The sequence below is a fragment of the Vibrio hyugaensis genome (genome assembly GCF_002906655.1).
Taxonomy (GTDB): Bacteria; Pseudomonadota; Gammaproteobacteria; order Enterobacterales; family Vibrionaceae; genus Vibrio; species Vibrio hyugaensis.
Genome location: NZ_CP025794.1, coordinates 2,971,579 through 2,991,154 on the forward strand (window position 1 = coordinate 2,971,579; position 19,576 = coordinate 2,991,154).

The 19,576-nt window shown below is 44.9% G+C and carries 16 protein-coding genes and 1 riboswitch; of the genes, 5 read left to right on the forward strand and 11 right to left on the reverse strand.

The features are described 5' to 3' along the window. Positions 1–101 precede the first annotated feature (101 nt). The 5 genes from C1S74_RS14645 to C1S74_RS14665 form a co-directional block, all read right to left on the reverse strand. Complete coding sequence (locus C1S74_RS14645) at positions 102–1,040, reverse strand: CorA family divalent cation transporter (RefSeq protein WP_045403925.1); 939 nt, start codon at positions 1,038–1,040, stop codon at positions 102–104. 148 nt (positions 1,041–1,188) lie between these two features. Next, complete coding sequence (glpD, locus tag C1S74_RS14650) at positions 1,189–2,748, reverse strand: glycerol-3-phosphate dehydrogenase (protein WP_045403927.1); 1,560 nt, start codon at positions 2,746–2,748, stop codon at positions 1,189–1,191. A gap of 179 nt (positions 2,749–2,927) precedes the next feature. After that, a complete protein-coding gene (locus C1S74_RS14655) occupies positions 2,928–3,719 on the reverse strand; it encodes a DeoR/GlpR family transcriptional regulator (protein ID WP_045403929.1) in 792 nt (263 codons plus the stop codon). Positions 3,720–3,909: 190 nt separating this feature from the next. Then, positions 3,910–5,427 carry a glycerol kinase GlpK gene (gene glpK, locus C1S74_RS14660; RefSeq protein WP_045403931.1) on the reverse strand — a complete coding sequence of 506 codons (1,518 nt, stop codon included), beginning with the start codon at positions 5,425–5,427 and terminating at the stop codon, positions 3,910–3,912. A 51-nt stretch (positions 5,428–5,478) separates the two neighbouring features. Next, positions 5,479–6,333 (reverse strand): MIP/aquaporin family protein, encoded by an 855-nt coding sequence (locus tag C1S74_RS14665; RefSeq protein ID WP_045403932.1) that lies wholly within the window; start codon positions 6,331–6,333, stop codon positions 5,479–5,481. A gap of 868 nt (positions 6,334–7,201) precedes the next feature. Between C1S74_RS14665 and glpT the strand changes: the two genes are divergently transcribed. The 4 genes from glpT (at position 7,202) to C1S74_RS14690 (ending at position 11,071) form a co-directional block, all read left to right on the forward strand. Then, positions 7,202–8,569, forward strand: a complete 1,368-nt coding sequence (gene glpT / locus C1S74_RS14675; RefSeq protein WP_045403934.1) for a glycerol-3-phosphate transporter — start codon at positions 7,202–7,204, stop codon at positions 8,567–8,569. Positions 8,570–8,622: 53 nt separating this feature from the next. Further along, positions 8,623–9,678, forward strand: coding sequence for a glycerophosphodiester phosphodiesterase (gene glpQ, locus C1S74_RS14680; RefSeq protein WP_045403936.1), 1,056 nt, complete (start codon positions 8,623–8,625; stop codon positions 9,676–9,678). Between the two features lie 478 nt (positions 9,679–10,156). Continuing rightward, positions 10,157–10,423: a YqaE/Pmp3 family membrane protein gene (locus tag C1S74_RS27130; RefSeq protein WP_045403938.1), complete on the forward strand. Its 267-nt coding sequence runs from the start codon at positions 10,157–10,159 to the stop codon at positions 10,421–10,423. A 72-nt stretch (positions 10,424–10,495) separates the two neighbouring features. Next, a complete protein-coding gene (locus C1S74_RS14690; protein WP_231565433.1) occupies positions 10,496–11,071 on the forward strand; it encodes a hypothetical protein in 576 nt (191 codons plus the stop codon). A gap of 89 nt (positions 11,072–11,160) precedes the next feature. On the opposite strand, the gene dapD is transcribed toward C1S74_RS14690, so the two are convergent. The 5 genes from dapD to C1S74_RS14715 all read right to left on the reverse strand — a co-directional run bounded on the left by dapD (position 11,161) and on the right by C1S74_RS14715 (position 16,050). After that, entirely contained in the window at positions 11,161–12,192 is a 1,032-nt protein-coding gene (gene dapD / locus C1S74_RS14695; protein WP_045403942.1) for a 2,3,4,5-tetrahydropyridine-2,6-dicarboxylate N-succinyltransferase, read from the reverse strand. A gap of 289 nt (positions 12,193–12,481) precedes the next feature. Beyond that, the gene (locus C1S74_RS14700) at positions 12,482–13,465 is read right to left on the reverse strand and encodes a GGGtGRT protein (RefSeq protein WP_045403944.1); all 984 of its coding nucleotides are present in this window, start codon (positions 13,463–13,465) and stop codon (positions 12,482–12,484) included. A gap of 23 nt (positions 13,466–13,488) precedes the next feature. Then, positions 13,489–14,181, reverse strand: a complete 693-nt coding sequence (locus tag C1S74_RS14705; protein ID WP_005427365.1) for an iron-sulfur cluster assembly scaffold protein — start codon at positions 14,179–14,181, stop codon at positions 13,489–13,491. 260 nt (positions 14,182–14,441) lie between these two features. Beyond that, a riboswitch (Fluoride riboswitch) is annotated at positions 14,442–14,517 on the reverse strand. A gap of 156 nt (positions 14,518–14,673) precedes the next feature. After that, on the reverse strand, positions 14,674–14,973 hold the full coding sequence (locus C1S74_RS14710) for a YebG family protein (protein ID WP_005380208.1): 300 nt from the start codon (positions 14,971–14,973) through the stop codon (positions 14,674–14,676). Between the two features lie 159 nt (positions 14,974–15,132). Then, complete coding sequence (locus C1S74_RS14715) at positions 15,133–16,050, reverse strand: LysR family transcriptional regulator (RefSeq protein ID WP_045403945.1); 918 nt, start codon at positions 16,048–16,050, stop codon at positions 15,133–15,135. 112 nt (positions 16,051–16,162) lie between these two features. Between C1S74_RS14715 and C1S74_RS14720 the strand changes: the two genes are divergently transcribed. After that, positions 16,163–17,137: a TDT family transporter gene (locus C1S74_RS14720; protein ID WP_038866047.1), complete on the forward strand. Its 975-nt coding sequence runs from the start codon at positions 16,163–16,165 to the stop codon at positions 17,135–17,137. A 256-nt stretch (positions 17,138–17,393) separates the two neighbouring features. Here C1S74_RS14720 and C1S74_RS14725 read toward each other — a convergent pair whose 3' ends face one another. Then, positions 17,394–19,217: a DUF3413 domain-containing protein gene (locus C1S74_RS14725; RefSeq protein WP_045403947.1), complete on the reverse strand. Its 1,824-nt coding sequence runs from the start codon at positions 19,215–19,217 to the stop codon at positions 17,394–17,396. Between the last annotated feature and the right edge of the window lie 359 nt (positions 19,218–19,576).

The following is a 19,576-nucleotide window of genomic DNA, read 5'->3' on the forward strand; positions in this document are numbered from 1 at the left end:
CCGACTAAAGAAAATAATAAGTAAGAGTGCTAATTGCCTGAAATTAAAACTTTTTGTGCTTTCGATAAAGAACCTTACTTTTGACTAAGCTCTCACCAACCCTAACTTTTCTTTGTGAGACCAAGTCGTTTGAACAACAGCCACTCAAAGATAAAGATGGCGAATAAAGCGATGCAAAACCACGTAAATGCATGAGGAGAGTCAACACCCGGCATCCCGCCTATATTGATCCCTAAAAGACCTGTGAGAAAGCTTGTAGGTAAAAATATTGTTGCGACAAGAGTGAACAAATAGCTGTTTTTATTATTTTTCTCGTCTCTAAGTAATCGGATTTCTTCTTGAATTAACGTCAGTTCTCCAAGATAAAAATCGATGGTCTCGTTGATACGGACAATATTGTTATACGTAAACCGATATTGGTGAAGATTGGAAGATACGAGTGGAGAATCTGACTCTAGCAAATTTTTGATCGCATACTGTTGCGGGCGTATAAAGCGCTTCACACTTAGTAAGGCTTTTTGTACCGAAATATGCTGGTAGGTGCTTTCATCATTCACATCAAACTGTTGCAGTTTGTCTTCGATAGAGTCGAGATAATAGTCAATCTTGCCGTTAAGTCCTTCGATGATTTTGTTCAGCAATTGAGCGATATCTTGCGGTCCTTTGTTTTCACTCAATGACTGCCGAATATCCGAAATGGCACGTGATGGGACTTTCCTTGTCGAAATTAAAGCTCCTTGAAAATAGAGTATACGTACACTGAGCATATCTTCTGGCGCGGTGTTTTCATTCATATTGATGCCGCGAAGGATGAGCATAAAGTTGTCATTACCAAGGGAATGAAAGCTTGGACGAGTCTCATTAGTGAGTAGTTGATCAATGGTTGAGAGAGGGACGTTGTTGTTCTCAAGCCAGTTACGAATGTCTGGGTGAGTACGCTCACAATGATACCAGTGGTTTGCTTTGATCTGACTTTGAACGTCAGTGACCTGTGTTGGTTTGTTGGCAGAAAAATCCCAGTGTTCAATTAAGAAATCCATAAATATCTCGTGAAGTCCCTTTTCAAGTTTTGATCAGAGTATGACGGTGTTTTGGGTTTTATGCGTATGTTTTATAAAACTTATTTTCATTAGAAGGCAAATGCGAAAAAAGCCTGCGGGTGCAGGCTTTGTATTCGGAGAGTCCAATTTAACTTACTTGTGAGAGGCTAACGACTTTTTGTTGCAGCTTCTCTTTTAGATATTCTGCCAGTGCGAGTTTCTCCTCTTCATTCATGTATAAACCAAGTTTGGTGCGACGCCATAAGATGTCTTCATCGGTTAGCGCCATTTCGTGATTCATCAAGTAATCAATTTCACGTTGATATACGCCGCTTGCTTGCTCTGAGAAGCAGTGACCAAGATCTTCGATGCTGCTAGTGCCTTCCATCAGATCCCAAGTTTGTGTACCAAACTGAGTTACATAACGGAGTAACATCGCTTCTGACGCCCATGAGTATTTAGCATGAATCATCTTAGCAAGTTGCTCACGGCTGCAACTGAAGTTACCGCCAGGAAGCGTTTGGTTTGCCGTCCAGTCTTTACCCATTTCAGGTAGGTATGGGGCAAGTTTTTTCATTGCCGCTTCGCCAAGCTTACGGTAAGTCGTGAGCTTGCCGCCGAACACTGAAAGTAAAGGTGCGTGGTCGTATTCAGCATCCAGTTCTAGTGTGTAGTCACGTGTGATCGCTTGCGGTGAGTCAGACTCATCATCACACAATGGACGTACACCACTGTAGGTCCACACCACGTCTTCGCGGCTTAGCTGGTGGACAAAGTGTTGGTTAACGATATCGATCAAGTAATCGACTTCGTCTTCGGAGATCGCGACTTCACGCGGATCGTCTTTGTATTCCACATCCGTTGTACCAATGATCGAGAACTTATCTAAGTAAGGGATCATAAATACGATGCGGTTATCTTTGTTTTGCAGGATGTAGGCTTGCGGCTCGTTGTGGATACGAGGAACAACGATGTGCGAGCCTTTGATCAAACGAATGTTGCGAGGGGAGGTTTGCTCTAATCCTTCATCAAAGAACTGTTTCACCCATGGACCTGCAGCGTTAACCAGAGCTTTCGCTTTGCGTTCGAAACGTTGGTCTGTAGTGACGTCATGAATAGTGACATGCCAAATGCCGCCTTCACGGTGTGCTTTTTCTACGCGGCAGTAGTTGCGAACTTCTGCGTTATTCTCTTTAGCCGCTAGAACGTTCAACAACACTAAGCGCGCATCGTCTACCCAACAATCTGAGTATTCGAAACCCGTTTTCATTTCAGGTTTTAGTAGACCTGATTTTGCTAGGTTGACGGTTTTGCTGCCTGGCAGTGTGGTTCGTTTACCCAAGTTATCGTAAAGGAACAGGCCACAGCGGATCATCCAAGCTGGGCGTAAAAATGGACGATGAGGTAAACGGAAGCGCATTGGCAGAGCCACATGTGGTGCTTTACGTAAGATCACTTCACGCTCAGCGAGCGCTTCCGAAACCAAACGAAATTCATAGTGTTCAAGGTAACGCAATCCGCCGTGGATCAGTTTTGAACTTGCAGAAGAGGTTGCCGATGCGAAGTCGTTCGCTTCGTACAAACCGACGCTTAAACCACGACCAGCAGCATCTGCAGCAATACCAGCCCCGTTAATGCCGCCACCGATCACGATCATGTCTAGAGTAGGGGAAGAATTCGTCGTGGAAGCATTTTGTTGGATACTCATAAATTTGACCTCTTGGTGAGCGAACGAGCATTTTAGAACATGAGTTTATCCTAGCTTAGGTTTCGTTTGTGGTCATTATTTATTTTCGTTTATGAGCGTTTTGTGTGATTTGGGCACAAAAAAACCTCTGCCTAATTAAGGCAGAGGTCATTTATGCGTATAGAAAGAGAGGTAATTTGCTATTCGTTCTCAGATCTTTCTATTTGTGTATCAACCACTTCAAGGGGAACTGAGGCTTCTTTTAGAATCGCTAGAATCTCTTCTGGCGGTTGTTTGTTGGTGAATACCATGTTCAATTGCGCGATATTGCCCAGTTTCACCATCGCATTGCGACCAAACTTCGAATGGTCAACCGCAAGGAACACACTGCGGCTGTTATCAATAATCGCCTGTTTAACGCGAACTTCATGGTAATCAAAGTCCAGTAGTGAGCCATCAAAATCGATACCACTGATGCCCAAAATGCCGAAATCAAGGCGGAATTGCTTGACGAAATCGAGGGTCGCTTCTCCAACAATACCGCCGTCACGGTTGCGAACTTCACCGCCCGCCAAAATCACTTTGATTTCTGGGTTTGGTAACAAAATGGTAGCAACATTGATGTTGTTGGTTACTACACGAAGTTGTTTGTGATTTTTATTGAGCGCACGAGCAACTGATTCTGGTGTCGTTCCGATATCAATAAACAGAGTTGCGCCATCGGGAATATGTTTAACCAACTCGTCAGCAATCACGTCCTTTTCGTTGAAGTTAAGTGCTTTGCGCGTGTTGTAGGAGGTATTCTCTGAGCTTAAAGGGATAGTTGCGCCACCGTGGTAGCGACGAATCTTGTTTTCATCTGCGAGATCATTTAGGTCGCGGCGAATAGTCTGAGGACTAACATTAAATTTTTCTACCAGCTCATCCGTGCTGACATAGCCTTGTTTTTTCACCAACTCAACAATCTGTTGGTGTCTTGGTATTTGCTTCACTTAGCACTCCCTTGTGCACTGGTAATCGCCAATGCTTCAAAATCGAAAATAGAAACTTGCTCTATTGTGCTCGAATTAGCGCATTGTGAGAAGCTGTGGGAGTGTGGAATCCGCGATCGAACGCAAAAAAAGAGCGCCAACTTGGCGCTCTTTACGATTAATCAGGGGGAAACTAATCGTTTATCAGAAATTAATCGTCTTCGTCGTGAAGCTCAGACCAAGTTTGAGCACACTTCACCGCGCGCTTCCAACCTTTGTAACGACGGTTACGTTTCTCTTCATCATCGTGTGGTTCGAATGTGCGATCGAGCACGGCTTTATCTTGCAGTTCATCAATACTATTCCAGAAGCCAACCGCTAGACCTGCTAGGTAGGCAGCACCTAGAGCTGTTACTTCGGTCACTTGAGGGCGATGAACTTCGGTATCTAACACATCAGATTGGAACTGCATTAGGAAGTTGTTCGCAACTGCGCCACCATCTACACGAAGGTTCGCGAGCTTGATGCCAGAGTCTGCTTGCATTGCATCTAGCACGTCGCGAGTTTGGTAAGCAATACCTTCCAGCGTTGCACGGATTATGTGGTTAGAGTTAACACCACGAGTAAGACCAACAATCGTACCGCGAGCGTAAGCATCCCAGTATGGTGCACCTAACCCAGTAAAGGCAGGAACGACATAAACGCCGTTTGAAGAATCGACTTTAGTTGCGAAGTATTCTGAATCTTCGGCACCAGCCAGAATCTTCATTTCATCACGTAGCCATTGAATTGAAGCGCCACCCATGAATACCGCACCCTCAAGGGCGTAAGCTGGCTCACCTTTTGGACCACATGCTAGCGTGGTCAACAGACCATTTTTCGATGTTACCTTCTCTTGACCCGTGTTCATCAACAAGAAACAACCTGTGCCGTAGGTGTTCTTCGCTTGACCAGCTTCAACACACATCTGACCGTAAAGAGCGGCTTGTTGGTCACCTGCAATGCCCGCAATTGGGATACGAGTACCGCCTTTACCACCAATGTTGGTTTGGCCGTAGATTTCTGATGAGCGTTTTACTTCAGGCATCATGGATGCAGGGATGCCCATCTCATCCAGCATTTTTTGATCCCAGCATAGGTCATTAATGTTGAACAGCATGGTACGAGAAGCGTTGGTGTAGTCGGTTACGTGAACGCGACCTTGTGTCATCTTCCAAACCAACCAGGTGTCAACAGTACCGAATAGCAGTTTGCCTGCTTCGGCATCTTCACGCGCGCCTTCAACGTTATCTAGAATCCACTTCACTTTTGTACCTGAGAAGTAAGGGTCTAGAACCAGACCTGTATTGTCGCGAACGTAGTCTTCTAGTCCGCGCGCTTTTAATTCTTCACAAATATCGGCAGTGCGGCGGCATTGCCATACGATCGCGTTGTAAACCGGTTTGCCTGTTTCTTTGTTCCATACAATCGTCGTTTCACGTTGGTTGGTAATACCGATACCTGCAAGTTGGTCGCTACGGATACCGGTTTTCGCAAGTGCTTCAACCAAAGTAGAGCTTTGAGTTGCCCAGATTTCCATTGGGTCATGCTCAACCCAACCAGCCTCTGGATAAATCTGAGTAAATTCTCGCTGAGCGACGCTTACGATATTCGCGTCATGATCCAGAATGACAGCACGAGAGCTTGTCGTACCTTGGTCTAGGGCAACAATGTATTTTTGCTCAGTCATGGTAAGAATCCTTTTGTTTCGTTATTTATATTTTAGTCGAACTAGTTGGTTTTAAGCTTGCGCTTGTTCTGCTTCTTCTTCGGTCTCGCACTGATTAGGGATAGTACAGCCGTGACCTTGTTGTGGCAGATACGCAGCGATCGCTTTCGGGTACAACCAACCACCGAAGCAAGCACCTGCGATAGGAGCAAGAATTGGAACAATAAAGTATGGGATTTCACGCGCCCCCGTCAGTGCATAATCCCAGCCTGCGAAGTAAGCAAACAGTTTAGGACCGAAGTCACGAGCAGGGTTCATCGCAAAGCCAGTGAGTGGACCTAAAGAACCACCGATAACCGCAATCAGAATACCGATCAGTAGAGGGTTCATTGCGCCACGAGGCGCGCCGTTGTTCTCATCACCAAGAGCAAGAATGGCAAACATTAGTACTGCAGTAATCACGAATTCCACAGCAAAAGCGCCAAAGAAAGAGAGAGAAGCGTGTGGGTAAGTCGAGAAAATACCTGCTGTTGCTAATGCGTCTTGGCTGCTACGAACGAAGTTGTGTGCGATTTCGTAATCAGTAAATAGGTTGCTGTACAAGCTGTAAACCAAAGCGGCAGAGCAAAATGCACCTAGCATTTGCGCAATGATATAAGGCACCGCTTTCGCCTTATCGAATCCATGGAACATAGCTAGCGCGATGGTAACGGCAGGGTTGATATGTGCACCGGATACGCCCGCAGTACAGTAAATAGCAATGGCGACGCCAAAGCCCCATACAATACTGATTTCCCATTGACCAAATTGAGCTCCGGTCAACACTAGTGCAGCAACACAGCCTACGCCAAAAAAGATAAGTAATCCTGTACCGATAAACTCGGCCAAACATTCTCCGAGCAGTGAGGGGTGTTTGTTCGTTGTCATGTTAAGAGTCCTTTAATGTTTATGCTTATCTAGCACGGTTCTATTGTGCATATATAAACGTTTGCGAAAACAAACGAGCGTTAAAATTGAGCGTTTGAGCATAAATTTGTTAATCAAACTCTTCGTTTTTGTTAATTGACGCATCTTTTGCTCAAAAAGGAAACTCGATAAAACGATTCAGAAGCTTCTACTTCTATTTTTCGGCCTAAAACTACCGATGTGAAAATCAATGCACAAACTGGTAAGAGGAGTTTTGTGAAGCTGCTTCGCGAATGGTGGGAAATTACTCAGATTACTGATTGAAAACTAACCCTAAAGAGCTGGCTGACACTAATGATGATAAGGGGGGGCTGATATTGATGCGCTCGTTGCTCTGAGTTAAACCACAGTTAAGAATGAAGAAGTTTATTCGTGGTTGATACGACGTCTTTTACTAGAGATTTGCTTTGAATGCGCTTTGAGATTGGTTGGCTGATGTCGATGCTAATTGTTAACGAAGTGACATTGTTGCAACACGTCATGTTGGTCTTTCATTACTTAAATAGCGTGTTTTATCTCTTCAACCTCTACCTTTTATCCATTTATGTGGTCATTTGAGCGCTTGGCTTACTTAAGATAGCGATGATTTTGTTCGTTTGCGCACTTCATGCTCTATATGAACGGTAACGGAATGTGGGGGAAATGGAAGCGCTGTCTAATTAAATGCTTCTAGTTTACTGTATTTACTGAAATTTAATTCCTATGCAACATTTATCACAGAAATAAAAATTGTATTTCATAAAATGCATTCACTTTCGAACGAAGCTCCTTTTTGCTCGTTCACGATTTATTACTCCCTACCATCGCTCACATAATTAATGAGGTTCCTATGTTTGGAATATTCAAACCTAAGGCGCATATCGATCGCTTATCGTCCGATAAGATCGATGGCACCTATTCTCGCTTACGTTGGCAACTCTTCATCGGTATCTTCGTCGGTTACGCTGGCTATTATTTAGTGCGTAAAAACTTTAGCTTGGCGATGCCTTACCTTATTGAACAAGGTTTTAGCCGTGGTGACTTAGGTGTTGCTTTAGCTGCAGTTTCTATTGCTTACGGTTTATCAAAATTCTTAATGGGCAGTGTTTCTGACCGCTCTAACCCTCGTTACTTCTTAAGTGGCGGTCTATTAATGTCTGCGCTTGTGATGTTCTGCTTCGGCTTTATGCCTTGGGCTACTGGCAGCATTACAGCGATGTTTATTCTATTGTTCCTAAACGGTTGGTTCCAAGGTATGGGATGGCCAGCCTGTGGTCGAACCATGGTTCACTGGTGGTCGCGCAAAGAACGTGGTGAGATAGTGTCGGTTTGGAACGTGGCACATAACGTAGGTGGTGGTTTAATTGGTCCGCTATTTATTCTTGGTCTTTGGGCATTTAACGACGATTGGCGCACCGCTTTCTACGTACCCGCATTTTTTGCCACGCTCGTTGCTATCTTCATTTGGTTCACGGTAAGAGATACGCCCCAGTCGTGCGGTCTTCCTCCGATTGAAGAATACAAAGAAGATTACCCAGACGATTACGACAAGTCGCATGAGAAAGAAATGAGTGCGAAGGAGATTTTCTTCAAGTATGTCTTTTCTAATAAATTGTTGTGGTCAATTGCGATCGCGAATGCGTTTGTTTACTTGATCCGTTACGGTGTGTTGGACTGGGCGCCAGTGTACTTAAAAGAAGCAAAAGACTTCTCTGTAGATAAATCTTCTTGGGCTTATTTCCTTTACGAGTGGGCTGGTATTCCTGGCACGTTATTGTGTGGTTGGATTTCTGACAAAGTGTTTAAAGGTCGCCGCGCCCCTGCTGGCATCCTATTTATGGTACTTGTCACGGTTGCGGTGCTTGTTTACTGGTTCAACCCTGCGGGTAACCCAGCTGTCGATATGATGGCACTAGTGGCTATCGGTTTCTTGATTTACGGCCCAGTGATGTTGATTGGTTTGTATGCACTAGAGCTTGCTCCTAAAAAAGCAGCGGGTACTGCAGCAGGCTTAACCGGTTTATTTGGATACTTAGGTGGCGCTGTTGCTGCGAACGCGATTCTTGGTTACACCGTTGACCACTTTGGTTGGGATGGTGGGTTCATCATTCTTGTAGGGTCTTGTATTACCTCTATTATTTGCTTGATTTACGCTTTCTTGGGTGAACGTGCTCATCACGAACAAAAAGCACGTGAGAAAGAAGCATTGGCGTCATAAAACATTAAAGGGGCGGTGGAATACTGCCCCTTCAATAAGTTAAGGAAAGAACAATGAAAACAACGTCAATTTGCATGACGATTCTCGCTCTCAGCATTTCAGCTGGAGCGATTGCACAACCGCTTGTTATCGCACACCGAGGGGCGTCGGGTTACCTGCCAGAACATACGTTAGAAGCAAAAGCTCTTGCGTACGCAATGAAGCCGGACTACATCGAGCAAGATGTGGTGATGACCAAAGACGATCAATTAGTCGTTTTGCATGATCACTATCTTGATCGCGTGACTGATGTGGCAGAGCGCTTCCCAGAACGAGCTCGTAAAGATGGTCGCTACTACGCGATTGATTTCACCTTGGCAGAAATCAAATCATTGCGAGTCACTGAAGGATTTAATATCGACGATAAAGGCAATAAGGTCGCGGGCTATCCGACACGATTCCCAATGTGGAAGTCAGATTTTACCGTTCCTACTTTTGCGGAAGAGATTGAGTTGATCCAAGGTTTAAATAAAACACTGGGTTATGACATCGGTATTTACCCAGAAATCAAAGCGCCTTGGTTCCATCGCCATGAAGGCAAAGACATCTCAAAAGCGGTGCTTAAAGTTTTAAAACAGTACGGTTACGATTCGCAAGACGACAAAGTGTACCTTCAGTGTTTTGATGCGAATGAACTTCAGCGCATCAACAGTGAACTCATGCCTGCAATGGACATGGATTTAAAGCTCGTTCAACTCATGGCTTACACCGATTGGAACGAGACCATGGAGTACAAAGGCGACAAGGCAACACCATACAGTTATGACTGGATGTTTGAAGCCAATGGTATGAAGAAGGTCGCGGAATACGCGAAAGGGATCGGTCCTTGGAAGCCAATGTTGGTGGATGACAAATCAACCAAGGATAACATCATCATCAAACCTTTGATGAAAGCGGCAAAAGACGCGGGCTTACAAGTACACCCTTATACTTTCCGAGCGGACCCAGGGCGTATTCCAGCGTACACGGATAGCTTCGATGGCATGATGGATATCTTCTACAACCAGGTGAAAGTGGATGGTTTGTTTACTGACTTCCCTGATAAAGCGGTGAACTTTCTGAACAAGTAAAGTTCTAAAAAACTGAGTATTTGAAACTCTCAGTATTACGTCACACGCCATGTCGTAACAATAGGCTCTTTATCGAGCAATAAAAATCCCCCAACAGTTACCTGTTGGGGGATTTTTTATCCGTATTTGACTAAACAACACAGCTTCGCTTCACCTTAGTTGCTTTTATTGTATGCATCTCCATCGTTCTTGATTTGCAGATGCTAAATATTCATCCCCCCGACATGGTTACTATATGCAGGTATTGTAAATTGGTGCCCTTTGCTAAAGCCATTGTGGAGAGAATTGTGTTCCAGTGGCTTGGTTTACCCTTTCAGCTTGCCGCTTAAGTTTTGCTTCACATACCGGCTCGTAACTCCAAATTCTTAGGCGGCTTTTCTTCTGAATTTAATGATCTCGGCGGCAATCTGTTCGCTAACAAGCCGGGCATCAGTACACAATTCGATCATGAATAATAAAATACTAAATAGGAAATGACATGAGATTAGTACTTGCCATTTTAATTCCTTGGCTTCAATTTTTTACCATCGGTCGTTATTGGGCGGGTGTGATCTGTTTGCTACTACAAATTACTCTGATTGGCTGGCTGCCAGCTGCTATTTGGTCAATCTATGCTCTTGTCAATTACGAGACAGATAAGAAAATCGAGAAGTTGGTGGCTGAGCAAGATAGCCCTGAGTTTTTTTCTAATTACGCTCGAAAAGCACCAGCGTCGTCTGACCAAAATGGTGGTGGAGACGAGTAAGTGTTTTCACTTAAGACAGATAAACCGTATTTTTTGTTGTGTCTATTGGCCAGTTGTCTAGGTTTCTCTTCTATGGCTCAAGCAAAGCTTACCATCCAAGAAGCAGTAGATTTATGGATATTGGAAGGGGCTGAGTTTCGTCAGATGGTGAAATGTTCCCCACAAGCGCAGCTAAATAATGGCGTGCAGCAAATTTACTACGACTCATCATCTTGCGTATTGAGTGAACTTGCGACTTACGCGTTGGCAAAAGAGTGTTTTGGTGACGCGAAGGCGCAGCACGTTAATATTCTGGATGCAGTGAATAAATCGAAAGTGATGTCTTTTGATATTAACTCGGCGAGTTGTTCTCTTTTAGAGAAACAGTCGAGTAATAGAAAAGCTAAACCTGAGCGCCCGCCACTACCATCTCAGCCTGCGGCATCAGGTTCTAAGGCTTACGTTGTTCAGCTTTACTCTGGAGCTAAGCCACCAAATAAAGTATTTGCTAAGTGTGCGACGGCAACGCTCTATGAGCACAACATTAATGGTGCTTACTATTTGTTTAGTGATGTTTATTTCCAATATTCGGAAGCGAAACAATTGATGGATCACTTGCAGTATGAATGTCCTGATTTATCGATGTGGATTCGTCCGATAAAACGTTAGATACGACTGCTGTATATCAACTTTACATAAAAAATCCCCCAACAGTTTCCTGCTGGGGGATTTCTCGTAGGGCTATTTGGGTATTCTTATTAGTTGTTTTTATGCAGTTCGCTGTTCAGCTCAACCGCGCTCTTGTTTGCAAGACACTCGATTTGACCTGTTACAGAGTTACGACGGAACAGTAGGTCAGAAACACCAGCAAGATCGCGAGCTTTCACCACTTCCACTTCTTGGCCAGCAGAGTCTAGCATGCGCACTTTAGAGCCAGCTGTTACGTACAGACCTGATTCGATAGTACAACGGTCACCCATTGGGAAGCCAAGACCTGCGTTCGCGCCTAGTAGAGAGTTTTCACCGATAGAAACCACAACTTTACCGCCGCCAGATAGCGTACCCATGATAGATGCGCCGCCACCAATGTCAGAGCCGTTACCAACCACTACGCCAGCAGAGATACGACCTTCAACCATGCTCACGCCAGTTGTACCCGCGTTGAAGTTAATGAAGCCTTCGTGCATTACTGTTGTGCCTTCGCCAACGTGTGCGCCAAGACGTACGCGAGAAGTGTCAGCGATACGAACGCCAGTTGGTACCACGTAGTCCACCATTTTAGGGAACTTGTCTACGCAATCTACGCTTAGTGCACGACCCGCTAGGCGAGCTTCGATTTGACGCTCTGCTAGTTCAGGTAGGTCGATTGGACCTTCGTTAGTCCATGCGATGTTGTGTAGTAGACCGAAGATACCGTCTAGTACCGTGCCGTGTGGCTGAACTAGGCGGTTAGAGATAAGTTGAAGTTTTAGGAAACCTTCAGCAACGCTTTGTGGCTGCTCGTCAGTTGCAAGGATAACCAGTACAAGTGGTTGTGCTGATTCTGCTGCTTTTGCTGCGAAAGATGCGTTTGCAGCATCGCCGTTTGCTTCAAATGCTGCTGCCAGTTCTGCGCTTTGTGCAGCAGAGATCCCGATAGCTTGGTTGCCTTGTTCGTAACCTGCTACTGCTGCTAGTGCGTTAACAAGCGCTTCGCTTGGGTTAAGAACTGGGTTAGGGAAAAACGCTTCGATAATTTTGCCGTCGCGGTTTTTAGTTGCCGTACCAAAGGCTAGAGAGAAGAAAGCCATAGTTGATCTCCATGTGTTGAGTCTTGTGTCTCGTCTGTTCACTGACAAGAAATAATTAAGTTGTCAGTCATCATAAAGAGAGTATTGGGGAGTTTAAAGAGGGGAAATGGAGAAAGTCTGTAGATGGATACCTTTTGTCTTTTTAGAGATATGTTTGTCTGATGAGAAATGTGTCGCAAATCATTGATTAATTATCAAGGCAACAAAAATAAGGGGAGGACCGAAGTCACTCCCCCTACACTGGGTTTGTTGGATTTACTGGCTTTGGATAGTAAAGCGATAAATCGACTTAGAGGCTAAGCTCACCGACCTCTACTGCAAGTGCAACAGTTGCACCTACCATTGGATTGTTGCCCATCCCGATGAAGCCCATCATCGCTACGTGTGCTGGTACTGAAGAGCTACCCGCGAATTGCGCATCAGCGTGCATTCGACCCATGGTATCTGTCATGCCGTAAGACGCAGGACCTGCCGCGACGTTATCTGGGTGTAGAGTACGACCAGTACCACCACCTGATGCCACCGAGAAGTAAGGCATGCCTTCACGGTTACGCTCTGCTTTGTAGATACCAGCAACTGGGTGTTGGAAGCGAGTCGGGTTGGTTGAGTTACCAGTGATGCTCACATCCACTTGTTCTTTATGCATGATAGCCACGCCTTCACGCACATCGTCTGCACCGTAGCAAAGGATCTCACCACGTGGACCTTGGGAGAAACGGCGACGTTCTACTTCCACTAACTCACCAGTTTGGTAGTTGTATTGAGTGCGTACGTAAGTGAAACCATTGATGCGTGAGATTAGGTAAGCGGCGTCTTTACCCAAACCATTCAAGATAACTTTCAACGGATTTTTGCGTGATTTGTTCACGTTCAATGCGATTTTGATTGCGCCTTCTGCCGCTGCGAATGACTCGTGACCCGCAAGGAAAGCGAAACAGCCACTTTCTTCATTCAGTAGACGAGCCGCCAATGCACCGTGACCAATACCCACTTGGCGTTGCTCTGCTACGCTGCCAGGTTTCGTACAGGCTTGAAGACCTTCACCGATTATGTTTGCAGCTTCTTCTGCTGTTTTTGCACCGCGGAAAATCGCCAAAGCGGTGCCTAGCGTGTAGGCATCGGCTGCGCTTTCAAACGCGATAGGTTGAGTGTCCATCACCAGCGCTTTAGGGTCGATACCACGATCCATACAGTATTGATAAGCCGCTTCCAGAGAAGAAAGTTGCATTTCGTCTAATGTGCGACGTACAGATTCAGTAATTGGAGTGTTCATAATCTCTTTCCTCTTGGTGGCAATTATTGTTGGCGTGGGTTGATGGTCGTTACGGCTTCATCAAAACGACCGTAAGTCCCTGTTGCTTTGTCTGCCGCTTCTGCTGCAGGTACGCCTTCGTTGATGGCTTTCATCATCTTGCCGAGGTTGAGATATTGGTAACCAATCACTTCTTTGTTTTCGTCTAGTGCGAGTTTTGTTACGTAACCTTCAGCCAGCTCCATGTAACGCACGCCTTTTGCTTTGGTTGAGTAGCTAGTACCCACTTGGCTGCGTTGAGTTTGACCAAGATCTTCCAGTGCCGCACCAATTTCCAAGCCGCCTTCAGAGAAAGCAGATTGAGTACGACCGTAAACAAATTGAAGGAAAATTTCGCGCATTGCGACGTTGATAGCATCACACACTAAGTCAGTGTTGAGTGCTTCAAGAATGGTTTTACCGGTTAGGATTTCTGCGGCCATCGCTGCTGATTGAGTCATGCCTGAACAGCCGATCGTTTCGATCAAAGCTTCTTCGATGATGCCGTTTTTGACGTTAAGGGTCAGTTTTGCTGCACCTTGTTGAGGAGCACAAGCACCAACGCCGTGGCTAAGACCGGAAATCGCGATAACGTCTTTTGGATTGATCATTGCGCCTTCAACAGGGATCGGTGCAGATGCATGAAGATCGCCGCGTTGAATCGGGCACATTGATTGGATTTCGTGTGAGTATTGCATAATGTTTTCCCAGTGTACGATATCCAGCATATTGGTCAGACTCAACGGCGTTGACTGCTCTTATTCGCTCCATCAAATAGAAAAACTATGTTCAGGAGGCTTACGCGTTTGTCGCCTTGTTGAGTTAACAACTATTTTGGATATCTTTTTAATTTTTGAGAAAACAGGAGCGGGGTTGGAGAAGAGTTGAATTGCTCACTACAGAACTCTTACTTTTACACTAGAGGCAAAAGTACTTCCAACAGGGCTTACCTGTTCTCGTTTCTGTAGGAGTCATCAGCTTTAAAAGCGGTTTGAATCTTTCGATTCCGGTGGTACCCCATCACCGTGCCCATTTAGATTAGATCTAAGTCACACTAATCTGCAACATGAAATTTAGAGCAATTTGGGATATTAAATCGGTTCTTTATATTCTCAGAGATATATGACGACAAACGGAAGGCATAAAAAAACGCCGCATGGTGCGACGTTTTTTTGAAACAAATGAGAGGCTTATGCAGCGTCTTCTTGTTCGCTATCTTCTTCAACAGCTTCAAGCTTCTTTGCTTTTTTTGGCGCAGGCTTACGTTTTGCACCCAAAGCGTAAAGTACTTCTTCTTTGTTTTGCGCAAGGAACATTGCAAGATCTTCTTGCTTACCTTCGTCTTCTAGAAGTTCACTTTTACCTAGCAGTGAGAATAACTCGTCCGCCATATCCAGCATTTTGTCGTATGCGTCAGCTTCCGCTTTAGAGGTAAAAGTCATTTTCTCTTCTCCATTGCGTTCTACCACGTACTTGACGATTACAGCCATGGTTGGTCCTCTAACTTGATGAATTTATACTGGCTTTTTATACAGTTTTTGACCAATTAAGTCTAGCGACAAGCCTCAGAATGAGAGCCGGGTACAACTAACTGACCAGCATTTGAGCTATCTACCTTGGATTCTCTACCTTGAACTATCCACCTCGAACTAGTCATCTTTAAGGTGCGGGTTCTCTGGGCGTTCCCAATTTTGGCAGAATTCAATAAACGTGCGCAGAAGTGGGTTTTGATACTTCTCTTTGTGGATCAAAAGCCAGAAGCGACGCTTCATATCCAGTGGCATGTTGAGCATTTTCACACGACCATCGCGAATTGCAGGTTCTGCAGATAGGCGTGATAAGCAACCTAGGCCAAGTCCAGCAGATACCGAATTGATCAGCGCTTCGGTGGTGTTGAGCTGAAAAGCCTCGTGCCAGTGTTCTAGACGCGGAGCGATAGCGCGCATGAAGAACTCTCGAGAACCAGAACCAGCCTCACGCAGAATCCACTCTGTGTCTTCGAGTTCGTTTAGGCTGATTGGCCCTTCGTCGAAGTTAGGGTAATCCGGTGGGCAAATCACACACATTTCGTCTTCACTGAATTGCGTTGATTCCAACTCTGGGTGTATGGTCTTGCCCTCAATGAGCGCGATGTCGAGTTCGTAAGCGATCAACATGTCACAAATCTGGGCAGAGTTGGAGATGAACAAACTCTGCGATTGGTGATTCGTTTCATCACGAAAATCACTTAACAGGTAGGGCGCAACTTGGTTGCCAATAGTGTCACTGGCACCGATGCGAAGCAGCCCTGATAGGGTTTGGTCGCCATCAAACACACTCTCAATATCTCGAGCTCGGTTGAGGAGTTCATCCGCGAGGGGCAAAAGTTTTTGTCCTTCTTGGTTGAGAATTAAGCGGTTGTTCACCCGGTCAAATAGGTGATGGCCAATTTGTTTCTCTAATTCAGACAGCGCCATACTCACGGCCGCCTTAGAAAGAAACAGGCTTTCAGAAGCCGCTGTCAGCGTTTTGTGCTGAGTGATCGTAGTAAACACTTTCAGTTGTTTAAGAGAGATATGACTAGGCATGACATTCCGTTAAGTAAATCTGAACGTTAGTTTTAAATAATTAGATATATTGGAACGAAGTGCAAGAGTAATATACACCCCATAGAAAGTTAGCCTAGATTTTGAGGTCGTAATGATTCAAAGAACAAAAGCAAAAGTAATGGGAGCACCAACCCCAATGGCGGGTCTGGCTCTTGGTATTGCGAGCTTAGGTTGGAGTTGGGAAAACTTCGCCGAATTACATGGCTATGGACAGTGGATTAGCGCAGGTATTGCAAGCGTATTGCTAGCAATCTTGGCGACTAAATTTCTTTTTCACAATCATTTGTTGAGACAAGATCTTGCGCACCCTGTGGTGGGTAGTGTCGTTCCGACTTTCGCGATGGGAACCATGGTGGTTTCAAATTCTCTAGGGCACTTTTTCCCTGTTGCAGGTGACGTGCTTTGGTTAGTGGCGGTAGCTCTACATATCGTGTTCCTAGTGAGCTTCTTGTACCACCGCGCGAAAGACTTCGAACTACACCACATGGTGCCAAGCTGGTTCGTACCACCAGTGGGTATTATCGTTGCAGACGTGTCTTTCTCAGGTAACCCAGTGCTTGCACCTATTGCACACGGTGCGTTGGTCTTCGGTATGGTGGCTTACGCGGTGATGTTGCCAATGATGATCTACCGTTTCATGTTCACTCATGAAATCCCAGATGCAGCAAAACCAACCATGGCAATCATGGCGGCACCAGCAAGCCTATCGTTAGCGGGTTACTTAACGGTAACGGCAACACCTTCACCAGTGATTATTGCTCTGTTGTTTGGTATCGCGGTATTGATGACAGCCATCATCTACTTAGCCTTCTTTAAATTGCTAAGACTGCCATTTAGCCCTGGCTATGCAGCGTTTACCTTCCCAATGGTGATTGGTGCAACGGCTCTATTCAAAACAGCAAATTGGATGGAAGCAAATGGTTTAGCAGCGCACTATGTACAACAAGTTCGCGGTCTAGCAGGCATCGAATTGATTGTGGCAACGATTGTGGTGACTTACGTAGGTTTGCAATACATCAATAACTTACTAATCCAACCACGCTTGATGACGACACATCACGCATAAGTCTTACTCGTAAAGCAAAGTCTCTTGGTCTCTCTCGCCAAGAGGCTTTTTTTTGTATCGGTAGGATCGGGACTAAAGCTAATCTGAAGATAAAAAAATGCCACCCCAAAAGGGTGGCAGGAAAAATAGATACAATTTTAATACATCAAACTTTAGTAACCGCGGCCATTGTAGCGAGAGTTCTCATGCAGAAGATGGCAATTCGAAACTTACCTCTCTTCACTATGCCTACCTGTCTGATGGGCGTGCGTTCTTTTTATCCTTTCTTATAGAAGCGCGACATTTCATCGAGAGAGTCCTGAATCACGTTCACTGGTACTTGGTGTTCCGTATCCACTTTAAGTTGATTATTGAGTTGCTGAGAATGCCCTCCTGGGTTTACCACTAACATGGTTTCTTTCCCTACCAGCGCATAGTTGTAATAACTGCCCGCAATGAACCAATCTCGCGGAACACAATTATCAAATAGGTCTCGTCCTACGCTATACGATTGTGTGTCGCCTTGAACGTCGAATAGTTCGTTCATTAGAGTTGGCACAATGTCATAGTGTGTGGTGCGGTAGTTGATCTGCTCTGGCTGATGATCTGGAAGATAAACGTATAACGGCACATGCACTTGAGTATCACTGTAGTTACCCGTATGGCCCCAGTAATTCATCTTGTGGTCGTTAAATTCCTCTCCGTGGTCGGAAGTAATCACCACAATGGTGTTCTCTAGGTCGACATTCTTCAGCACTTTTGCGATCAAACTGTCGATGAAATACAAAGAGTTCTTATAGCGGTTATGATAAAGCGAGGCGTCAAAATCGTTGTTCAGAAGAATATGATCGACACGTTCCCAATAAGGCTTGAATTTAGCAAACTCAGGCTCTGGAAAACTGGTGCCATGAGCCGAATCGTAAAACAAGAAGCTGAAATACGGTTTGTCGCTATCTTGCTTTTGAAACTGAATAAACTCATCGGTGATCTGCTGGTCACGTTTGATTTGTGTTTCGCCAGTTTGCTTAAGGGTGAGATCTTTCACCTTCTTAAAGACGGTGCGTGATAAAGGCGGGCTGGTTAATGGTGCTGAGCCAAAAATACCCATTCGATAGCCTTGGTTTTGCAGGGTATCCATGAAGACTGGAGATTTTTGACTCGCATAAAAGCTGTCCCAGTAAGTTGCTGGCAAGCTGTAGAACAGACTAAAAATGCCTGCTTGAGTAGAGTTACCACCGCTCATATGCTGAGAGAAATTGACGGTTTTATCGGTGAACTTGCTGACATTTGGCATAATTTCTGGTGTTGCATCGCTGTAGCGCCAAGCATCAACCAGAATGAACAATACATTCGGTTGTTTAGCTTTAGGTTCTACATTTACAGGGGCGAGTGGGTAGTTCAGTGAACTGCTTTCAATGTTTTTCAGCTCCACTCGGTTTTGTGAAGCCATATTTTCATCCACCAAGTGATGACGATAGATAAACTTACGCGCCGTTAATGGGTAGTAAAGAGGCCAGTTATTCGAGAACTGGCTGACTTCGTCGTCATAGAGTGCGTTCTTATAGGCGTGGATAACCTGAGTGCTCAGCAACAAGCCAAACCAAACCGCAACAATCACGAACTTTGCTCGGCTTTGAGCCAGTTTATTGGCTAACCAAACGGTGCATGCCAAGCCAATGGCGAGCAGTGCAATGTCGCTAATAAAGATCAGCCAACTCATCCAAGAGATTTCAAATACGTCACGACCGCCTTCAAAGAACATGCGGATCAGTAGACCATTGATGTGCAGTTTGTATTGCTGGAAAACGAGGATATCGACTTTCAACATGATCAAGAGTGTGATGGCAATGGTGATCACAACGACTTTGAACATGCGTGTCGGCAAAAAGGACAGCAATAAACAACCCAGCATCAGCGGAAGAGCAATTAAACCCAACCAGCCAAATTGTGTAGCGAGTAAATAATATTTTTGCAGAAAGGTGAGCGGTTCTGCTTGGTTGTTTGACAGCAAAAATGGGTAACAAGCGATCGACAGATAAAGCGCAAAGCAAGCAAAAAATGCAATCAGCCAAGCGCTATTTGAAGAAAATTTGCGCAACATAGTTTTGGTATTCCAGTGCTTTTTCATCCCTATCAAATCAAGAACAAAGTGCGGCTCAGCGTGAAATCAAGATGACTTGAACCCCGTGATTCTTCGCCTTTCACTCAATATTCAATTTGATGGGTATTGTTATAAAAATTTGCGTGAATTATAAAACAGTGTTTTTTATCATGAAATAGTTGTGACTGATGTCACGCTTTGTATTTGCGTGTAAGACGTGACTTACAAATGTCAGTTGCTGGTTATTTGCGCAGAGTTTGAGTGTTCTCTAACCTTTTGTTATTTAAGCTATCGAGATCGCTCTAGGAATAAATGTGGCTGTGCTAAGCTTGCTAGCAGTTTCCATTGGCATTCGGTGC